The organism is Pseudomonas sp. H11T01 (genome assembly GCF_048515765.1).
Lineage (GTDB): Bacteria > Pseudomonadota > Gammaproteobacteria > Pseudomonadales > Pseudomonadaceae > Aquipseudomonas.
Genome location: NZ_JBLYED010000021.1, coordinates 60,563 through 79,232, shown reverse-complemented (window position 1 = coordinate 79,232; position 18,670 = coordinate 60,563). Strand labels below are relative to the sequence as shown.

Sequence of the window (18,670 nt, the reverse complement as noted above, 5' to 3'; positions counted from 1 at the left end):
ACTTGCTTAAGCCTGCTCAGGCTTGAGCCATCAACAACGATGGCTTCGCAAACATCACGGACAACGGCGTCCGCTCCCCTTCTGCATTGTGGAAGGTGGGCGTGCGCCGTTTTTGCGTTCATCCCGGCACAAAAGGAAATCCTCATGCCTGCTCAAGGAATGCTCCCTTCGGGTCATGCCATCGCAACTCTGCACAGCGGCGTCGGCAGGTCCAGCCCTTCTGGCACAGCACTCAGGGCATTGTTCGAACCTGGAATGGCCCTACTCGATCGCAGCAGGATCGGACTCTGGTTACCGCTCGGATTGGCCCTCGGCGCCTGTGGTCTCGCACTGGCCGAACAGCCCGCAAGCGCACTGACCCTGATACCTGGCGTCCTCTACCTGGGTTGCGCCTGGCACCTGCGCGAGCGCCATCAACGCCATCTACAGACATTCTGGAACACTGAGCTAGCTCGGCTGCTGCGCAGTTCCCAGGATGCCGACCCGGCGACGCTGCTGGTGGCCGCCAGTATGCAACTACGTAACAGCGAACGCCTGCGCAGCGAAGCACAGTTCGCCAGCCGTGCCCTGGAACAGATGGCCCAGCAGGCCCACGACCAGGGTGAGGAACAGAGCCAACGGATCGCGATGATCGCTGCTGCCAGCGAGCAGATCGATCAGACCCTGCACAACATTGATGCCTTGGCCCAAGGTGCGCTGGCGGCCTTCGCCAACGCCCATGCCCAGAGCGAGGCCGGTTGTCTGGAGGCGCGCTCGGTCGGTGGCAGCATGCTCGCCATTCAGCACAGTCTGGGCAATACCGCACACGCCGTGGAAGCGCTGCTGCAACGCACTAAAGCAGTGGAAAGCACCGTCAATAGCATCCAGGCACTGGCCAAGCAGACCCAACTGCTGGCACTCAACGCCTCCATCGAGGCGGCCCGCGCTGGCGAGCACGGTCGCGGTTTCGCCGTGGTCGCCGAGGAGGTCCGTAGCCTGGCCCAGGCCACCGACCGGGCTACTCGCGAAATCACCACGGCCGCGACGGCGATCGCCACGGCTGTGCGCCAGGTTGATAGCGAGGTCAAAGAACACCGCGACCTGCTGGAAGCCGGAAGCCGACAGAGCGAGCACCTTGCCGCCAACCTCGACGATCTGGCTCAGCGGAGTCAAACCAATCTGCAACACCTCGGTGCCATGCAACAGGCGCTCAGCGAGCACCAACACGCCAATCATGCCCTCAGTGAACAGTTGCAACAGATCAATGGGGCTGTGCAGGAGCAGAGCACGCAGACCCATGCGTTGCACGACCTGACCCGCTATCTCAACCAGCTCACCGTTGGACGCCGCCCATGAACCTACAACTCGCCGCAGCATTCGATGACGGGCAATCCCGACGAACCCGGCTGCCACAGGGTGACGCTGGCCTGCGGCAGGCGCTCTTGCTGGGCCTCGACCTGCTGCAAGGCCTGCAGCAGCATCGCGGTCTCGGTGGACAGACCACCTGCGAAGCTCGGCAGCGCTGCCAGGCACTGGGTGACTCGCTCGACCCACGTTGGAGGGACTGGCCGTATTCCACGCAACGCCAGGCCTGGCAGGCGTTACGCCGCGATCCTGCGGATTTCGAGGGTCATTGCCGGTTGTTGCAAGATTTGCTCGGCACCCTCCAACACCTGGAATTGCATCGCTGTGCGCTCAATCTGCAGCCCCCGAGCATCGCCGAGCGTTGTTGGGAGCTGGAAGACCTGGGGCGGCTGCGCGGCCTGTCGGTACGCGCCGCCGCCTATCAGAGCTGCCCATTGGAAATGCTGATCCAGTTGCAGTACCTGCACGAACGCTTACTCAGGCATGCTCCTCGCTCGCTACTCGACGCTCTCGAACGGCTGCAACGCGGCCTCATGACCACCTCGACAGTGTCCATTACCCCAGCGCAGTGCTACGCCCTCCTCACGCCACTGCTCGATGAACGCCTCGACGCCATTCGTCGTGATCTGGGTTGAGGCTTATCCCGTTCGACTCACAAGTCATACCGATCAATGGCCCGACGACGCTCATTTTCATCTCGAACATCGTAATTGGCGGTCGTCTGGATGTTTGTGTGGTGGGCGAGTTTCTGTGCGATCGACAAGTCATGCTCTTCGATCACGCGGGTGATGAATGAGCGACGAAAATCATGGGGCATGATTTTCACCCCGACCTGCGCGCCGCGTTGTCGGGCGATGTAATAAATCGCGTGTTTGGTGATGCGTTCACGGGTGATGTGACTGCCACGACGAATTCTGTTGAACAGAAACGGATCATCATCCTGCCCCTCGACCAACTGCGAGCGCCGAAATTCCAGCCACGCATCCAGCTTGGCGAATGCCCAGGTCGGTGCGTACTTGATCAGCTCCTTGTTGCCTTTTCCGGTGACTCGCAAGCTGCGCTCATTGAAATCAATCTGGTTGAGTTGCAAATTCACCGATTCGGATTTGCGCATGCCTGAGCCATACAGGATCGCGATCACCGCGGCGTCCCGCAGCCCTTGTGGTCTTGGGTCAGCCGCACAGACGGCCATCAGTTCCTGAATCAACGTGCGCCTGAGATTTCGCCCTTGGGACAACCGTGTGCCCGCGATGGCTTTGACGGAGCGCATCTTCAGCAGATGATCCTGTGTGATCAGACTGGCACGCCATGCTTCATTCATCACGCCGCGTACGGCGTTGACGTACAAAGAAGAGGTATTGGGCGCATAACCATCGGTGCGCAGCGTCGCAACCAGAGCGATGACATCGCCAGGTTGCAGTTCATGCCACGGCACTTCTTCGATGTTTACCTCTTCGAAACCCAATCGGTCTGCAGCATCCTGTAACACATAACGCATGGTTAGTTGGCTGGAGGGTGCCAGGCGGCTCAGATAAAGTGTCAGTGGATTTACGGCCCTTCTCCCCTCGGGTACTGTTAATGCGGGGCTGCAGGCCTGCGGAGCATCGGTTTCGGGTAGATCAATCAATCTGGACGGGCCTTAAGTAAAAGTAACTCAACTCCATCGCTTTTGGGTTAAGCCGACTGGGTGCACTGCGACGGTTACTGCGATTATAATCAGCGCGAGACGCCTCCCCCGGCGACTGTAAAGAGCAACACCTGAAGGATTTTTTCCGGGGAACTGAGCGAAACCCTGAACAGTAGCTGTCTACCCCTAAGATAAACAGTCTCTTGCCATGTTTTTCATATTCGTTTCACATTTTCGGGCCTAATCTGGGCGCGATGGAATCGTTACGCCACCCCGGTGACGAAAAAGGCCACTACCCATGAACACAAACGGAAAATCATTAGGTTTGTGAAGATAAACTCTTGATCCTTATTTACTTTTCGTCAGAATGGTCCTTACTCTAAGCGTGCACGGACTGCCAGTTACTACGCTCTGTAATGGACCCTGTCGAATGACCAGATTGAACAACGTCCCCTGAATGTCTTCCGTGTTAACCGTTTTTTTGTTTCAAACCCTACCCGCTTTGCCCAGAGGTATCGATGAACCAGCCGTTTCTCCCTTTCTCACGTCCCAGCATTGGCGATGAAGAAATTGCTGCTGTAGAACAGGTGCTTCGCTCCGGCTGGATTACCACCGGCCCGAAAAACCAGCAGCTCGAAGAGCAATTCGCAGAGCGGGTTGGCTGTCGGCATGCTGTCGCGCTGTCTTCTGCTACGGGCGCGATGCACATCACCTTGCTGGCATTGGGAATCGGTCCTGGCGACGAAGTGATCACACCTTCGCAAACCTGGGTCTCCACTGCCAACATGATCTGCCTGTTGGGTGCGACACCGGTTTTCGTCGATATTGACCGCGACACCTTGATGACTGACATCCAAACCATTGAGGCGGCAATTACCCCACGCACCAAGGCAATCATCCCGGTGCATTACGCCGGCGCGGCCTTTGACCTCGATCCACTTTATGCGCTGGCCGCTCGGCATGGCATCCCGGTTATCGAGGACGCCGCACATGCCGCCGGTACGCTATATCGCGGCCGCGCGGTCGGTGCCCAAGGCACTGCGATCTTCTCGTTTCACGCGATCAAGAACATGACCTGTGCTGAAGGCGGGATGTTCGTCAGCGACGATGAGGCACTCGCCAATCGGGTGCGGATGCTCAAGTTTCACGGTTTGGGAGTTGATGCCTACGATCGTCTGACCCACGGCCGCAAGCCCCAGGCACAGGTTATCGAACCCGGCTTCAAGTACAACCTGGCCGATATCAACGCCGCGATCGCGCTGGTGCAACTGCAACGCCTGGATGAAATCAACGCTAAGCGCGAACAGCTGGCACAGGCCTATTTGCAGCGCTTGAGCGGCTTGCCGGTAGAGCCACTGAAACTGCCGAACTACCCGCAGCAACATGCCTGGCACCTGTTCATCCTGCGCATCGACGCTGAGCGTTGCGGGCTCGATCGTGATGCGTTCATGAAGGCGTTGCAGGAGCAAAACATCGGCAGCGGCATCCACTTCGTCGCGACCCATCTGCATACCTATTACCGCCAGCGGTTCCCTGATATCCATTTACCCAACACTGAATGGAATTCGGCACGTCTGTGTTCGATTCCTTTGTTCCCGGACATGACCCTCGATGATGTCGAGCGTGTCGCAAGTGCCATTGAAACCATTCTGGACTGAAGCCTTTGAGACCTTATCCTATTAAGTGTGTGTCGATCGTCATTCCGGTCTACAACGAAGAAGAAAGCTTGCCTGAATTGCTTCGCCGTACCGAAGCGGCTTGTCAGCAACTCAAGCACGAGTATGAAATCGTCCTGGTCGATGATGGTAGCCGCGACAACTCGGCACAGATTCTCGAAGACGCCGCCCAACGTGAAGGCAGTTCAGTGGTTGCGGTCATTCTCAACCGCAACTACGGCCAGCACGCAGCAATCATGGCCGGTTTCGAGCACTGCAAAGGCGATGTGGTCATTACCCTTGACGCCGACCTGCAGAACCCGCCGGAAGAAATCCCCCGTCTGGTGGAACAGGCCGAACTGGGCTACGACGTCGTTGCCACCGTGCGCAACAATCGTCAGGACTCGGCCCTGCGCCGCTGGCCGTCGAAACTGATCAACCTGGCAGTGCAACGCTCTACCGGTGTCGCCATGAGCGACTACGGCTGCATGCTGCGTGCCTACCGCCGCACCATCGTCGACGCCATGCTGGCCTGCCGTGAACGCAGCACCTTCATCCCGATTCTGGCCAACAGCTTCGCCCGTCACACCACCGAGATTCTGGTCGAGCACGCCGAGCGTGAACATGGCGAATCGAAGTACAGCCCGATGCGCCTGATCAGCCTGATGTTCGATCTGCTGACCTGCATGACCACTACCCCGCTGCGACTGCTGAGCATCATTGGCTTCAGCCTGGCGGCACTGGGAGCGCTGTTTGCCTTCCTGCTGATCTTCCTGCGCCTGATATTCGGCGCCAGCTGGGCCGGCAACGGCTCTTTCGTTCTGTTCGCCGTACTCTTCGTCTTCACGGGCGGCCAGTTCATCGGCATGGGCCTGCTGGGTGAATACCTGGGGCGCATGTACAGTGACGTACGAGCACGTCCGCGCTTCTTCATCGAAAAGGTTTTACGTAGCCAACCCGCATCCCCTGCTCCCGTCGTCACTGTCGACGGCCTAACTTCCACTGTCTCCGATCAGGTTTCTCCATGAATCCAAAAGCTGTTGTTTTCGCCTACCACGACATTGGCTGTGCAGGTATCGAAGCACTGCTCAACGCAGGTTTCGAGATTGCTGCCGTGTTTACCCACGCCGACGATCCGAAGGAAAACACCTTCTACGGCTCGGTCGCGCAACTGTGCGCCCGCAAAGGCATCCCCGTGCACGCACCGGAAGACGCCAACCACCCGCTGTGGATCGAGCGCATCGCCAAGCTGAACCCGGACTACCTGTTCTCGTTCTACTACCGCAACCTGCTGGGCGAGCAACTGCTGGCTACCGCCCGCAAAGGCGCGTTCAACCTGCACGGCTCCTTGCTGCCAACCTACCGTGGCCGCGCACCGGCCAACTGGGTACTGGTCAACGGCGAAACCGAAACCGGCGTAACCTTGCACCGCATGGTCAAACGTGCCGACGCTGGTGCGATCATCGCCCAGGAACGCGTTGTGATTGATCGCACCGACACCGCTCTGAGCCTGCATGGCAAATTGCGTGAAGCCGCTTCCAGCCTGCTGCGCGACACACTGCCGCTGCTGGTTCAGGGCAAAATCACCGAAACCGCCCAGGACGAATCCAAGGCCACTGTTTTCGGTCGTCGTACTGCGGCAGACGGCAAGCTGGTTTGGAAGAAACCGGCTGAAGAGCTGTTCAACCTGGTTCGCGCCGTAACCCAACCTTACCCGGGTGCTTTCTGCGCCGTGGGCGAGCACAAACTGATTGTCTGGAGCGCTGAAGTCGTCAAGGGCAACGAAGGTCTGGCACCAGGCCGTGTGATCAGCGTCGACCCACTGCGTATCGCTTGCGGCGAAGACTCCCTGGTCGTCACTTCGGGTCAGCGTAACGAAAACGGTCTGTACCTGAGCGGCCCGCAACTGGCCAACGAACTGGGTCTGGTCGACGGTTCCGTACTGCGTGGCGCTGAGTCGGGCCGTACCCCGCGTCGCACCCGCGTGCTGATCCTCGGCGTCAACGGTTTCATCGGTAACCACCTGTCCGAGCGTCTGCTGCGTGACGACAAGTACGACGTCTACGGTCTGGACATCGGTTCCGACGCTATCGAGCGTCTGCGCAGCCACCCGAACTTCCACTTCGTCGAAGGCGATATCAGCATTCACTCCGAGTGGATCGAATATCACATCAAGAAGTGCGACGTGGTTCTGCCGCTGGTGGCCATCGCTACGCCAATCGAATACACCCGCAACCCGTTGCGCGTATTCGAACTGGACTTCGAAGAGAACCTGAAACTGGTTCGCTACTGCGTGAAGTACAACAAGCGCGTGATCTTCCCGTCGACTTCCGAAGTCTACGGCATGTGCCAGGACAAGAACTTCGACGAAGACACCTCAAACCTGATCGTTGGTCCGATCAACAAGCAACGCTGGATCTACTCGGTTTCCAAGCAACTGCTGGACCGCGTAATCTGGGCCTACGGCGCCAAAGGTCTGAACTTCACTCTGTTCCGTCCGTTCAACTGGATGGGTCCACGTCTGGACCGTCTGGACTCGGCCCGCATCGGTAGCTCCCGCGCCATCACCCAACTGATCCTGAACCTGGTGGAAGGCACCCCGATCCGTCTGTTCGACGGCGGCGAGCAGAAGCGCTGCTTCACTGACATCGCCGACGGTATCGAAGCTCTGGCCCGTATCGTTGATAACGAAAATGACGCTTGCAACGGTCAGGTCATCAACATCGGTAACCCGGACAACGAAGCCAGCATCCGTCAGTTGGGCGAAGAGCTGCTGCGTCAGTTCGAAGCTCACCCGCTGCGCGCCAACTTCCCTCCGTTCGCCGGTTTCCGCGACGTAGAGAGCAAGGCGTTCTACGGCGCTGGCTACCAGGACGTGGAACACCGCAAGCCAAGCATCGAAAACGCCAAGCGCCTGCTGGACTGGACGCCGACCGTCGAGATGAGCGAAACCATCGGTAACACGCTGGACTTCTTCCTGCGCGAAGCCATGCTCGAAATCGCGGACAAGCGCTGATGCAGGCAGGTCTTCGGATCGATGTCGACACCTACCGAGGTACCCGTGAGGGGGTACCCCGGTTGTTGGAGATGCTCGATGAAGCACAAGTCAAGGCAACGTTTTTCTTCAGCGTTGGTCCGGACAACATGGGGCGCCACTTGTGGCGCCTCATCCGTCCGCAGTTCCTCTGGAAAATGCTGCGCTCCAATGCCGCGGGTCTGTACGGCTGGGACATCTTGCTGGCCGGCACTGCCTGGCCAGGCAAGCCCATCGGCCGTGACCTGGGCCACCTGATGCGCCAGACCCTCGCGGCTGGCCATGAAGTCGGTTTGCACGCCTGGGATCACCATGGCTGGCAAGCCAACGCAGGGCGCTGGAGTGACGCGGACCTGATCGAGCAGATTCGTCGGGGCGTAGACACCCTCAGCGATATTCTCGGGCAGACCGTGGACTGTTCGGCGGCTGCCGGTTGGCGTGCCGACGAGCGGGTCATTGAAGCCAAGCAGCGTTTTGGCTTTCGTTACAACAGCGATTGTCGCGGACAAAGCCTGTTCCAGCCACGGCTGGCAGACGGCAGTCTCGGCACGCCACAGATTCCGGTCGACTTGCCAACCTTCGATGAGGTGGTGGGGCCCGTTGTTGCAGCCAATGAGTTCAACTCATACATTCTTGACCGATTCAGCCCCTCGAAGCTGAACGTATATACGATACATGCCGAGGTAGAAGGGATTCTGATGGCTAACGATTTCCGTCAATTACTGGTCGATGCGCGTCAGCGCGACATCCAGTTCCAGCCTTTGGGTGATTTGTTGCCCGCCCAGCCTACAACCCTGCCTCAGGGCCGCGTGCTACGTGGTGCCCTTGAAGGCCGTGAAGGATGGTTGGGAGTGCAAGGCGAATGAGCAAACGCTGGGCTTTGCCGTTACTGCTGATCGCTTTCGGTCTGGTCTATCTGTTGCCGCTGGGCACACATGGCCTGTGGATTCCGGATGAAACCCGCTACGCCCAGGTCAGTCAGGAAATGCTCCTGAGTGGCAACTGGGTGTCGCCCCATTTCATGGGCCTGCGTTACTTCGAGAAACCGATTGCCGGTTACTGGATGATCGCCATCGGCCAGGCGATGTTCGGGGACAACCTGTTCGGTGTGCGCATTGCGTCTGCACTCTCGACCGGTCTGAGCATCGTGCTGACCTATCTGATCGCACGCAGACTCTGGAACGATCCGCGCAAAAGCATCGCCAGCGCATTGCTCTACATGAGTTTCGCCGTGATCGCCGGTCAAGGGGGCTACGCCAACCTCGACCCGCAATTCACTTTCTGGGTCAACCTGAGCCTGGTGGCCTTGTGGTTCGCACTGGACAGCAGCAGTCGCAATGGGCGGCTGATGAGTTGGGCAACCCTGGGTCTGGCCTGCGGCATGGGCTTCCTGACCAAGGGTTTCCTGGCCTGGTTGCTTCCGGTATTGATCGCCCTGCCCTACATGATCTGGCAAAAACGCTGGCGTGAGCTGCTGGTGTACGGCCCGGTGGCTATCGTGGTCGCGATTGTCGTCAGTCTGCCGTGGGTCCTGGCCGTACATGCGCAGGAGCCCGACTACTGGCGTTTCTTCTTCTGGCACGAGCACATTCGCCGCTTTGCCGGTGAAGACGCGCAGCATGCGTCGCCGTGGTGGTTCTATCTGCCTATGCTGGTCGCGTTCAGCCTGCCCTGGGCGGCGTTCCTGCCTTCGGCGCTCAAGCAAGCATGGCAAACCAAACGTCAGGCCAGCACTGGGTTCCTGCTGCTATGGCTGGTCCTGCCGCTGGCGTTTTTCAGCCTGAGCAAAGGCAAGTTACCGACCTACATCCTGCCGTGCCTGTTGCCCTTGGCGCTGTTGATGGGCAATGCACTGATTGACCGACTGAACCTGGGGCAAAGCCGACTGTTCAAGATCAATGGCCTGCTGAACCTGGCCATTGGTCTGATCACCCTGCTGGCCATGGTTTACCTGCAACTGAAAAAACCCGTGTATGTCGATGAAATGCACAGTCTGGTGCTGGTGTTCATCGTGCTCATGGGCTGGATCCTGTCCAACCTGGTGCTGGTGTTCCGACCTTTGAGCGCATGGGCTGCACCGGCAATCGGCAGCTGGCTGCTGATTGCTATTCTGCCGGCCGCATTGCCGCACTCGGTGGTCTACAACAAAATGCCCGACCAGTTCGTCCTCCAGCACATTGACGAACTCAGCCAGACCAAAAGTCTGCTGAGCAATGATTTGGGGGCCGCATCCGCAGTAGCCTGGCGTCTGCAACGCCCTGAAGTAGCGTTGTACAACACCATTGGCGAAGTAAAATACGGCCTGGATTATCCGGACGCCGCTGCGCGTCGGGTCGATACCGAGCACGTGCAGCAATGGATGAGCGAAGCCCGCAAATCGGGCCCGGTCGGTGTGGTCATGCGCGTCAAGGGTGACGACGAAATCCGCGAGCTCGAACTGCTGCCCAAGGAAGGCAAGCATTACGAGCAAGGCAACATGGTCATTCTGATCATCCCGCAGAGCGCGCCATGACCCTGATTCTGCTGTTGACGGCCTGCCTGCTGACCTGCATGGGTCAGATTTCCCAAAAATACGCCGTGGAAAGCTGGCGCGGTAAAGACTCCGGCTGGGGCGAGAAGCTGTTTTCGCCCTGGTTGTGGCTTGCGCTGGCGTGCCTGGGCTTTGGCCTGCTGGTGTGGCTGCTGGTGCTGCAGCGCCTGGAAGTCGGTGTCGCCTACCCGATGCTCAGCCTCAATTTTGTGCTGATCACCCTGGCCGCCCACTTCGTCTTCCACGAAACCATTGATCGACGTCACTGGATTGGCGTTGCGCTGATCATCGCCGGCGTCGTTCTGCTTGGGAGGCACGCATGAGCCTTCGCCGCGGAATTACCTTTGCCATGGGCAGTGTGGCGCTGGTCAGTGCAGCCCAATTGGGCATGCGCTGGAGCATGAGCCATTTGCCGCTGCCCGATCAGTGGCTGCAGGCCCTGAGCAACGGCAGCATCGACCTGCTCGCGATCGGCGTGGTGCTTGCGTCGATCTTCGCTTACGCCCTGTCCATGCTGTGCTGGCTCGCCGCTTTGCGCGATCTGCCGCTGGGTCGGGCCTACTCGCTGTTGAGTATCAGCTATGCACTGGTGTACTTGTTGGCCGCCAGCCTGCCGCTATTCAACGAAAACTTCAGTCTTTCCAAAACACTCGGGGTAGCCTTGGTCATCCTCGGTGTCATCACCATTAACTCTCGAACTGCCAGCGCCCCAGAAGTCAGGAATGCCTCATGAAAATCAGTGTAATTGGTAGCGGTTATGTCGGTCTGGTGCAGGCGACTGTCCTGGCTGAAGTCGGTCATGATGTCGTGTGCATGGACGTCGATCAGAACAAGATCAAAATGCTGCAGAAAGGCCACGTCACTATCTTTGAACCAGGGCTGGAGAGCATGGTCAAGGAGAACCTGGAGAGCGGGCGCCTGCATTTCACCAGCGACGAGAAGCTGGCGATCGAGCACGGGCAGGTGTTGTTCATCGCTGTCGGCACGCCGTCGGACGAGGACGGCTCGGCCGACCTGAAATATGTCTTGTCCGTGGGTGACGCCGTTGCGCGCCACCGGGTCGAACCGCTGATTCTCGTGGAAAAATCCACAGTTCCGGTCGGCACCGGCGACACCCTGCGCGCGCACATTGAAGAAGTGCTGAAGAAAGCCGGGCGTACCCTGGAGTTCGATATTGTCTCCAACCCGGAATTCCTCAAGGAAGGCTCGGCCGTCAGTGACTGCCGCCGCCCTGACCGCATCGTCATCGGTTGCGAACGTGAGGAAGTGCGTGAAGTGATGCGCGACCTCTACGCCCCCTTCAACCGCAACCATGACCGCATCATATTCATGGACCTGCGCAGTGCCGAACTGACCAAGTACGCGGCCAACTGCATGCTCGCGACCAAAATCAGCTTTATCAACCAGATTGCAGAACTGGCCGAACACCTGGGTGCGGATATCGAAGCCGTACGCATGGGCATTGGTGCGGACCAGCGCATCGGCTACCACTTTATCTACCCTGGCTGCGGCTATGGCGGTTCGTGTTTCCCCAAGGATATGCGCGCCCTGATCCACAGTGCCCAGGAAGCGAACTGCTCCAGCGACCTGCTGCAGGCGGTCGAGGCCATCAACGAGCGGCAGAAACACAAGCTTTTCGAGCGCATCAACGCATTCTACAAAGGCGACCTAAAGGGCAAGACCTTCGCCCTCTGGGGCCTGGCATTCAAACCCAACACCGACGACATGCGCGATGCGCCAAGCCGGGTACTGATGGAAGCCTTGTGGGCTGCCGGTGCACAGGTACGAGCCTTCGACCCTGAAGCCATGCAGGAAACCCAACGCCTGTACCCGGATCAACAGAACCTGTCGCTGATGGGTACGCCAGAGTCCGCCCTGGTGGGCGCAGATGCCTTGATCGTCTGCACCGAATGGCAACAGTTCAAGGCGCCGGATTTCAAATTGATCGAGGAACGTCTCAAAGCCCCGGTGATCTTCGACGGCCGCAACCTGTATGACGCCGAACGTCTGGCTCGCAAAGGCTTCAAGTACTTCCCGATGGGTCGTGGCGAGTCGCGCAACCTGCCAATCCCTCAGCAACAATGGCCAGCCTCTACCGTCATTGCCTAGGAGGCCGTGTGCACGCATATCCATCGACAGGGATTCGTCAACAATCGTTAGGTCTGGGGCTGCTGGCGCTGCTGCTGTTCTGCGCCGGGGTTTACCACCAATCGGTGATCGGTTTTGACTCACGGTTCGTGCTGTTTGCTCAGGAAATGCTCCGTCACGGACCGAGCATCTTCCCGACCACCTATGGCGAACCCTATGCCGATTACTCTGGCGCCTCGACACTGGTCGTCTACCTGCTCTCGCTACCGTTCGGGCAGGTGAACAGCCTGACGGCCTGGTTACCCAGCGCCGTCGCTTCTGCGGTCATCGTGACGCTGATGTATCGGCTGGTCGCGCCTTACTCACAGCGCTGGGCACTGCTCAGCATCGCGCTCATGCTGCTCAGCAACACCTTCATTACGGAAACCCGCGCAGTGTCGCTGGACCAGATGCTGGCAGCGGTGGCCTTTGCAGTGTTTTACCTGGGCTACGCCGCCGATCATTTTGCGGCGCCCCGGCGATTGTTTTGGATACTGGCCTTGCTGTTGCTTGGGTTCGCCATTCGCGGCCCCATAGGCCTGGTGATTCCCACCGGAATGCTGTGCAGCTACTACCTGTTGAGCGGTCAATGGCGGCGGTTTTTCAGTGTTGGCGTGTTGGCCTTGGTTCTACTGCTGATATGCGTCGGCGTGCTGCTGTGGCTGGCACATGTCAGCGGCGGCCCGGCCTTCCTGCAGGATGTGATTCGCATGCAATTCATGGGACGCATGGATGGCAGTGAAGGCTCAAGCGGCGCGTTCTATTACTTCAGTAGCTCGCTCGGCAACTATGCGTTGGCCTACCCCTTGGCGCTGCTGGTTTTAGCCTGCGTGATAGGGACCGCTCGCCAACATCAAGGACAGGCCCTGCGCTTGCTGCTGTTTTGCACGGCCGCCGGATTGATCGTGATGATCGGTTTGTCCATACCTCAGGCAAAAAAGGCCCGCTACCTGTTGCCGATGGTGCCCATGGCGGCAATCGTGGCAGCCTATCCGTTCCAGGTCACGCAAGGCCGGGTGTTCCTCTGGCTTCGAGGCTTGATGCAGGGGGTTTGGCTGTTGCTCCCCGGTTTGCTGATTGCCGGGCTATTGTTCGCTCAACGACGGTTTCCAGAGCAACTGCCTTCGATCCGTTCGGTGCTGATACTCCTGAGCGTGCTGCAGTTAGTCGCACTGGTGCTGCTATTCAGATCCCGTTGGCGAGCGTTGGGGCTGGCGTATTGTGCAGTGTTGGCGGTCTGGTCCAGTTACATTCTGGTATTCGAGCCTGTCGAGCGTGAAATGTATGACGCCCGCACCTTCACCGTTGCCGCCCGTGAACTGATCCAGAGCGATCCGGCTCCCGTGGTCCTGCACGGCATGGGAAAAGACGCCAAGGCGATCAAATTCATGGTCAACTTCGAACAGGACCTGCAGCCGACATTCACTCAAGGGCCGCAAGCGCTTGAGCAAGTGCCTGGTCCCGCGTGGGTGGTGATGGATAAATCCGACCTCCTCGCCCTGCAAGGCACCCGCTTCGCAACATTGCAGCCACTGCTGACCGGACGCTTCGACAAGAACGACTACGTCCTGCTGCGATTGCCGCAAGCACAACCCTGAGCGGCTTGCGCCCCTCTAACCGTTCGATAAATCTCTCCCCTCCTATGCAGCCGTCAGAAATATTTCTGACAGCGCTGCCTATTTCCATAGGCACGCATTTTTTGCAGCAAAGTCCTACAGCGTTATCGGTAGCCGCCACCTATGAGCGTCTCTCTACCGGATCATAATCAACCTGTAAAACCGACTTGCAATAAAGCTCTTCACCCACTAACCAATCCATCATTGGCGGTATTCAAAACAGTCACTTCTGAGCGCTCGCTAAAACATCCCAGCTACAGGCCGTTGCCCGGTGAGTAAGCCCTTCAGGAAGGGTTTTTCAGGTCGACACCCAACGCATTGGCGAACGCTTTTACCAGAGGGCTACGAACGGTGTTATGGCGCAATATCAGATTGAATGGCGTGCTGAAATTGATCAGATCCGGCCGCAGCGCCCGTAATTCACCCCGCGCCACCAGTGCGGCCGCATAGTGCTGCGGAAGAAAACCGACAAATCGTCCAGTCTTGATCAGCATCGCGACGGCTTCAACCTGAGAAGCCGATGCCGAATCACTGTCGTAGACGGCAAAGTTGGCTTTATCCCGGTGAATGGCGTAACGGTGATTGATGAACTGATGGTCCTTGAGTATATCGACACTCATGTCAGTGTCCGCTGCGTTGAACAGCGCATGCCCGACTGCGCAGTACGCCTCTGATCGCTCTTCGTAGAGATTAAAGTAATCAAACTCTTCTCTTTTTTGATAAACCGGTACTATTCCGGCGACTAAACGCCCTTCCACTACCCCTCGCTCCACCTCATCTAACTGCGAGGCATGAAGTCGAAACCTTACTTTGGGCGACTCATCATGAATCCGCCTCAATGCGGCCACTAATGGCGAACGCTCATCTGAAATAGTGTTGTCAATAACGCCAACACTAAGGTCGCCAATCAACTCATTCTGCGCGCAACTAAGGCGATCTCGAAAGTTATCGACCGAGGCAAATAACTCGATGGACGCCTGATACACCAGAGTGCCTTCTTCGGTCAGGCAGAACCCTTCGCGGCCACGGGTACACAGGCGCATGCCAATGCGAATTTCGAGATCCGAGATCTGTTTGCTGATGGCCGCAAGGCCCACATTCAGTTCATTCTGGGCAGCACTGAAGCCTCCTGCCTCGACCACTGCCTTGAACACTTTGAGCAGTTTAAAGTCCAGACCACTGAGCGCCAGAGGTGCTCTATGCACCGGCCTCGGCGACGGGTTTCCAGAATTGGAAAGTGGGGTTTCCATAATGCTTATTTACCTCACGCGCCTTATTCAACAGGCTGTGCTCAACAACAAAAACATAGCCGACCAATAATAATGAACACAGAAAACAAGGCTTGGCAACCACAAATAAATCCGCCCGATCAGCCTCAACCTGCTGATGTCGAACGATTTAAAGCTGACACTTTGATCAGCTCTCACCACTTGCAACTGCCCTCTTGAACACCGCATGACCTCAACACGGTCCGACTTAATTCATTAAGCCCCGACCGCGTGTTACGGACATGTGTACCGACTTCAGTTCGTGTTACCGACGAGGAAAACAAAAATGACTCAACCTACCGATCGTTTGTGGGGAGCACGCTTCAAAAGCGGCCCTTCCGAGGCCTTGGCTGCGCTGTCCCGCTGCCCTGAGCGCTACTTCCGCTTGACCCCGTACGACCTCGCTGGCTCCAAGGCCCATGCCCGTGAGCTGCAGCGCGCAGGTCTGCTGGATGAGCAGGAAACCCTGAAAATGCTTGATGCCCTTGAGCAAATCGGCGTTGATTTTCGCGAAGGCCGTATCAGCCCGACGCTGGATGATGAAGACGTACACACCTTCATCGAGCGCCTGCTTACCGAACGTCTCGGCGCCCTGGGCGGCAAGCTGCGAGCCGGCCGTTCACGCAACGACCAGACCGCCAACGATCTGCGGCTGTTTCTGCGTGACCACGCCCGCACCCTGACGGTCGAAATCCTGGCCCTGCAACAGGCGCTGGTGGACCAGGCCGAGCAGCACATCGAAAGCATCTGCCCGGGTTTCACCCACTTGCAGCAAGCCCAACCGATCGTCTTCGCCCACCACTTGCTGGCGCACGCCCAATCCATGCTGCGCGACGTACAGCGTCTGGTGGACTGGGACGCCCGCACCGCCCTGTCACCCTTGGGTGCTGCGGCCATGGCCGGTTCCGCCATCGCTCGTCTGCCCCAGCAGTCGGCTAAGGAAATGGGCTACGACGGTGTCTGCGAAAACTCCATCGACGCCGTGGCCAGCCGCGATCACGTGGCTGAATTCCTGTTCGTCGCCAGCATGCTCGGCATCAACATTTCGCGTCTGGCCGAGGAATTTTGCCTATGGTCATCCCGGCAATTCCGCTGGGTCGCACTCGATGATGCCTACGCCACCGGCAGCTCGATCATGCCGCAGAAGAAAAACCCGGACATCGCCGAACTGGCGCGGGGCAAGGCAGGCCGCCTGATCGGTAACCTCACCGGCCTGCTCTCCACCCTCAAATCCCTGCCGCTGTCCTACAACCGCGATTTGAGCGAAGACAAGAACGGCGTACTCGATAGCGTCGATACCTTGCTGCTGGTGCTGCCGGCCATGGCCGGGATGGTTGCGACCATGAAGGTCAACGTCGAAGAGCTGCGTCGCCAGGCACCACTGGGCTTCACCCTCGCCACCGAAGTCGCCGACTGGCTCGCGGTGCGCGGCGTGCCGTTCAAGGAAGCCCACGAAATTACCGGCGCCCTGGTTCAGGCCTGCGAAAAACACGACATCGAACTGTGGGAAGCCTCGCCGGCGTTGCTCGCCGAGATCGATCCACGGTTGACACCGCAAGTGCGCGACAGCCTGACCCTGGAAGCCGCCATCGCTGCTCGCAGTGGTTGGGGTGGCACCGCACCGCAACAGGTGCGCGAGCAGATCAGCCGCCTGAAAGCCGCTCTGGCCGCACAACAACAATGGGCCGCGCAGTACGACGGCTTCCGTCTGAAACCCTGATCGCTCCTACAGAATGACTGATAGACCGCAGGCGCCGTCGGCCTGCATCCGGAGAAACAACATGAACCAGACCCAGGCAGAGCGCCTCCTTGCCGAGCGCAAGCAAGCCGAGAGCCAGTTCGACATTACCCAGTACGAACACGTACCCCGGCGTTACTACGGGCGAATGTTCTTTGCCACTCTGATCGTCGTCGCCTTGCTGGGACTGGTGCGGGCATTTGCCGAAGGCCAGATCGAGTGGTCGTATATCGGCCAGTTCCTGACCTCCAAAGCGATCCTGTTCGGCCTGTTCAACACCATCGTCATGGCGATTCTGGCCATGGCCCTGGGCGTGGTGATCGGCGTCATCACGGCGATTATGCGCATGTCGCAGAACCCGATCCTGCGCTACGTGGCCGTCACCTACACCTGGCTGTTTCGCGGCACGCCACTGATCCTGCAACTGCTGCTGTGGTTCAACCTGGCGCTGATCTTTCCCACCATCGGCATACCCGGCCTGTTCGAACTGGACACCGTCAGCCTGATGACACCTTTCATCGCTGCCCTCCTCGGTTTGAGCATCAACCAGGGTGCCTACACCGCCGAAGTGGTACGCGCCGGCTTGCTCTCGGTAGACACCGGCCAGTACGAAGCCGCCAAGTCGATCGGCATGCCGCGCTTGCAGGCGCTGCGCCGGATCATCCTGCCTCAGGCCATGCGCATCATCATTCCACCGGTGGGCAACGAGTTCATCGGCATGGTCAAGATGACCTCCCTGGCCAGTGTGATCCAGTACTCGGAACTGCTCTACAACGCTCAGAACATCTATTACGCCAACGCCCGGGTGATGGAGTTGCTGATCGTCGCCGGCATCTGGTACCTGGCCGCCGTCACCGTCTTGTCCTTCGGTCAAAGCCGCCTGGAGCGTCGCTTCGCCCGTGGCGCTGGTAAGCGCTCTTAAGCCGCGCTGGAGAATTGAACATGAGAAGCATCGTAAAGGCTGTCAGCCTCAACAAATACTACGACGCCTACCACGCGCTGAAAGATGTCAGCCTGGAAGTCGAACAAGGCGAAGTGCTGTGCGTGATCGGCCCGTCCGGCTCCGGCAAGAGCACCCTGCTGCGTTGCGTCAACCAGCTGGAAAAGATCGACAAGGGCGGGCTCTGGGTCGACGGCGAACTGGTGGGCTACCGTATCGTCGGCAACAAACTGCACGAGCTCAACGAAGCGCAGATTGCCCGCCAGCGTCTGGCCACTGGCATGGTGTTCCAGCGGTTCAACCTGTTCCCGCACATGACCGTGCTGCAAAACATCATCGAAGGCCCTTGCCAGGTGCTCAAGCGCTCGCCCAAGGAAGCCATCGAAGATGCCCTGGAGTTGCTGGCGCGGGTCGGCCTCGCCGACAAACGCAACAGCTACCCGATCGAACTGTCCGGCGGCCAGCAGCAACGGGTAGCGATTGCCCGGGCCCTGGCCATGCGCCCAAAACTGATGCTGTTCGATGAACCCACTTCGGCACTCGACCCGGAACTGGTCGGTGAGGTGCTGTCGGTAATGCGTGATTTGGCGCAGACCGGCATGACCATGATCGTCGTCACCCATGAATTGGGCTTCGCTCGCGAAGTCTCCAACCGCATGGTGTTTATGGATGGCGGGCAGATCGTGGAGGCTGGAAGCCCCGAAGAAATTCTAATAAGTCCACAAAACCCACGCACCCAAAGCTTCATTTCTGCCGTTCGAACCTAGGCGCCTCGTTGGTGCTCACAAAAA

Annotated in this window: 16 protein-coding genes; 14 read left to right on the top strand and 2 right to left on the bottom strand. The window is 58.7% G+C overall.

Annotated features, from left to right (window positions below; genetic code table 11):
- Positions 1–39: 39 nt before the first annotated feature.
- On the top strand, positions 40–1,335 hold the full coding sequence (locus ACN1C3_RS24670) for a methyl-accepting chemotaxis protein (protein WP_419118358.1): 1,296 nt from the start codon (positions 40–42) through the stop codon (positions 1,333–1,335).
- The gene (locus ACN1C3_RS24665; protein WP_419118357.1) at positions 1,332–1,979 is read left to right on the top strand and encodes a hypothetical protein; all 648 of its coding nucleotides are present in this window, start codon (positions 1,332–1,334) and stop codon (positions 1,977–1,979) included. The genes ACN1C3_RS24670 and ACN1C3_RS24665 overlap by 4 nt, the downstream gene beginning before the upstream one ends.
- 17 nt (positions 1,980–1,996) lie before the next feature.
- Here ACN1C3_RS24665 and ACN1C3_RS24660 read toward each other — a convergent pair whose 3' ends face one another.
- Positions 1,997–2,842: a site-specific integrase gene (locus ACN1C3_RS24660; RefSeq protein WP_419118356.1), complete on the bottom strand. Its 846-nt coding sequence runs from the start codon at positions 2,840–2,842 to the stop codon at positions 1,997–1,999.
- A gap of 647 nt (positions 2,843–3,489) precedes the next feature.
- Here ACN1C3_RS24660 and arnB point away from each other — a divergent pair.
- From arnB to ACN1C3_RS24615, 9 genes are read left to right on the top strand one after another with little or no spacing between them, the layout of a single operon-like run.
- Positions 3,490–4,629 carry a UDP-4-amino-4-deoxy-L-arabinose aminotransferase gene (gene arnB, locus ACN1C3_RS24655; RefSeq protein WP_419118355.1) on the top strand — a complete coding sequence of 380 codons (1,140 nt, stop codon included), beginning with the start codon at positions 3,490–3,492 and terminating at the stop codon, positions 4,627–4,629.
- A 5-nt stretch (positions 4,630–4,634) separates the two neighbouring features.
- A complete protein-coding gene (gene arnC, locus ACN1C3_RS24650; protein ID WP_419118354.1) occupies positions 4,635–5,654 on the top strand; it encodes an undecaprenyl-phosphate 4-deoxy-4-formamido-L-arabinose transferase in 1,020 nt (339 codons plus the stop codon).
- Positions 5,651–7,642 (top strand): bifunctional UDP-4-amino-4-deoxy-L-arabinose formyltransferase/UDP-glucuronic acid oxidase ArnA, encoded by a 1,992-nt coding sequence (gene arnA, locus ACN1C3_RS24645; protein ID WP_419118353.1) that lies wholly within the window; start codon positions 5,651–5,653, stop codon positions 7,640–7,642. The genes arnC and arnA overlap by 4 nt, the downstream gene beginning before the upstream one ends.
- A complete protein-coding gene (gene arnD, locus ACN1C3_RS24640) occupies positions 7,642–8,526 on the top strand; it encodes a 4-deoxy-4-formamido-L-arabinose-phosphoundecaprenol deformylase (RefSeq protein ID WP_419118352.1) in 885 nt (294 codons plus the stop codon). Before arnA ends, arnD begins: the two co-directional genes overlap by 1 nt.
- Positions 8,523–10,172, top strand: a complete 1,650-nt coding sequence (gene arnT / locus ACN1C3_RS24635) for a lipid IV(A) 4-amino-4-deoxy-L-arabinosyltransferase (RefSeq protein WP_419118351.1) — start codon at positions 8,523–8,525, stop codon at positions 10,170–10,172. The genes arnD and arnT overlap by 4 nt, the downstream gene beginning before the upstream one ends.
- Positions 10,169–10,513, top strand: a complete 345-nt coding sequence (arnE, locus tag ACN1C3_RS24630; protein ID WP_419118350.1) for a 4-amino-4-deoxy-L-arabinose-phosphoundecaprenol flippase subunit ArnE — start codon at positions 10,169–10,171, stop codon at positions 10,511–10,513. The genes arnT and arnE overlap by 4 nt, the downstream gene beginning before the upstream one ends.
- Positions 10,510–10,923 (top strand): 4-amino-4-deoxy-L-arabinose-phosphoundecaprenol flippase subunit ArnF, encoded by a 414-nt coding sequence (gene arnF, locus ACN1C3_RS24625; RefSeq protein ID WP_419118348.1) that lies wholly within the window; start codon positions 10,510–10,512, stop codon positions 10,921–10,923. Before arnE ends, arnF begins: the two co-directional genes overlap by 4 nt.
- Entirely contained in the window at positions 10,920–12,299 is a 1,380-nt protein-coding gene (locus ACN1C3_RS24620) for a UDP-glucose dehydrogenase family protein (protein WP_419118347.1), read from the top strand. Before arnF ends, ACN1C3_RS24620 begins: the two co-directional genes overlap by 4 nt.
- An 8-nt stretch (positions 12,300–12,307) precedes the next feature.
- Complete coding sequence (locus tag ACN1C3_RS24615) at positions 12,308–13,915, top strand: ArnT family glycosyltransferase (RefSeq protein ID WP_419118346.1); 1,608 nt, start codon at positions 12,308–12,310, stop codon at positions 13,913–13,915.
- Positions 13,916–14,217: 302 nt separating this feature from the next.
- On the opposite strand, the gene ACN1C3_RS24610 is transcribed toward ACN1C3_RS24615, so the two are convergent.
- Positions 14,218–15,183, bottom strand: a complete 966-nt coding sequence (locus ACN1C3_RS24610; protein WP_419118345.1) for a LysR family transcriptional regulator — start codon at positions 15,181–15,183, stop codon at positions 14,218–14,220.
- 304 nt (positions 15,184–15,487) lie between these two features.
- Between ACN1C3_RS24610 and argH the strand changes: the two genes are divergently transcribed.
- From argH to ACN1C3_RS24595, 3 genes are all read left to right on the top strand, one after another.
- Positions 15,488–16,921, top strand: coding sequence for an argininosuccinate lyase (gene argH, locus ACN1C3_RS24605; RefSeq protein WP_419118344.1), 1,434 nt, complete (start codon positions 15,488–15,490; stop codon positions 16,919–16,921).
- A gap of 61 nt (positions 16,922–16,982) precedes the next feature.
- Positions 16,983–17,861, top strand: a complete 879-nt coding sequence (locus ACN1C3_RS24600; protein ID WP_419118343.1) for an amino acid ABC transporter permease — start codon at positions 16,983–16,985, stop codon at positions 17,859–17,861.
- A 20-nt stretch (positions 17,862–17,881) separates the two neighbouring features.
- Positions 17,882–18,646, top strand: coding sequence for an amino acid ABC transporter ATP-binding protein (locus tag ACN1C3_RS24595; RefSeq protein ID WP_419118342.1), 765 nt, complete (start codon positions 17,882–17,884; stop codon positions 18,644–18,646).
- Positions 18,647–18,670 lie beyond the last annotated feature (24 nt).

Excerpts from the sequence above, each read along its gene's own strand:
- ACN1C3_RS24670 (WP_419118358.1), top strand. The coding sequence starts at position 40 with ATGGCTTCGCAAACATCACGGACAACGGCGTCCGCTCCCCTTCTGCAT.
- ACN1C3_RS24665 (WP_419118357.1), top strand. The coding sequence starts at position 1,332 with ATGAACCTACAACTCGCCGCAGCATTCGATGACGGGCAATCCCGACGA.
- ACN1C3_RS24660 (WP_419118356.1), bottom strand. The coding sequence starts at position 2,842 with ATGCGTTATGTGTTACAGGATGCTGCAGACCGATTGGGTTTCGAAGAG.
- arnB (WP_419118355.1), top strand. The coding sequence starts at position 3,490 with ATGAACCAGCCGTTTCTCCCTTTCTCACGTCCCAGCATTGGCGATGAA.
- arnA (WP_419118353.1), top strand. The coding sequence starts at position 5,651 with ATGAATCCAAAAGCTGTTGTTTTCGCCTACCACGACATTGGCTGTGCA.
- arnD (WP_419118352.1), top strand. The coding sequence starts at position 7,642 with ATGCAGGCAGGTCTTCGGATCGATGTCGACACCTACCGAGGTACCCGT.
- arnT (WP_419118351.1), top strand. The coding sequence starts at position 8,523 with ATGAGCAAACGCTGGGCTTTGCCGTTACTGCTGATCGCTTTCGGTCTG.
- arnE (WP_419118350.1), top strand. The coding sequence starts at position 10,169 with ATGACCCTGATTCTGCTGTTGACGGCCTGCCTGCTGACCTGCATGGGT.
- arnF (WP_419118348.1), top strand. The coding sequence starts at position 10,510 with ATGAGCCTTCGCCGCGGAATTACCTTTGCCATGGGCAGTGTGGCGCTG.
- ACN1C3_RS24620 (WP_419118347.1), top strand. The coding sequence starts at position 10,920 with ATGAAAATCAGTGTAATTGGTAGCGGTTATGTCGGTCTGGTGCAGGCG.
- ACN1C3_RS24610 (WP_419118345.1), bottom strand. The coding sequence starts at position 15,183 with ATGGAAACCCCACTTTCCAATTCTGGAAACCCGTCGCCGAGGCCGGTG.
- argH (WP_419118344.1), top strand. The coding sequence starts at position 15,488 with ATGACTCAACCTACCGATCGTTTGTGGGGAGCACGCTTCAAAAGCGGC.
- ACN1C3_RS24600 (WP_419118343.1), top strand. The coding sequence starts at position 16,983 with ATGAACCAGACCCAGGCAGAGCGCCTCCTTGCCGAGCGCAAGCAAGCC.
- ACN1C3_RS24595 (WP_419118342.1), top strand. The coding sequence starts at position 17,882 with ATGAGAAGCATCGTAAAGGCTGTCAGCCTCAACAAATACTACGACGCC.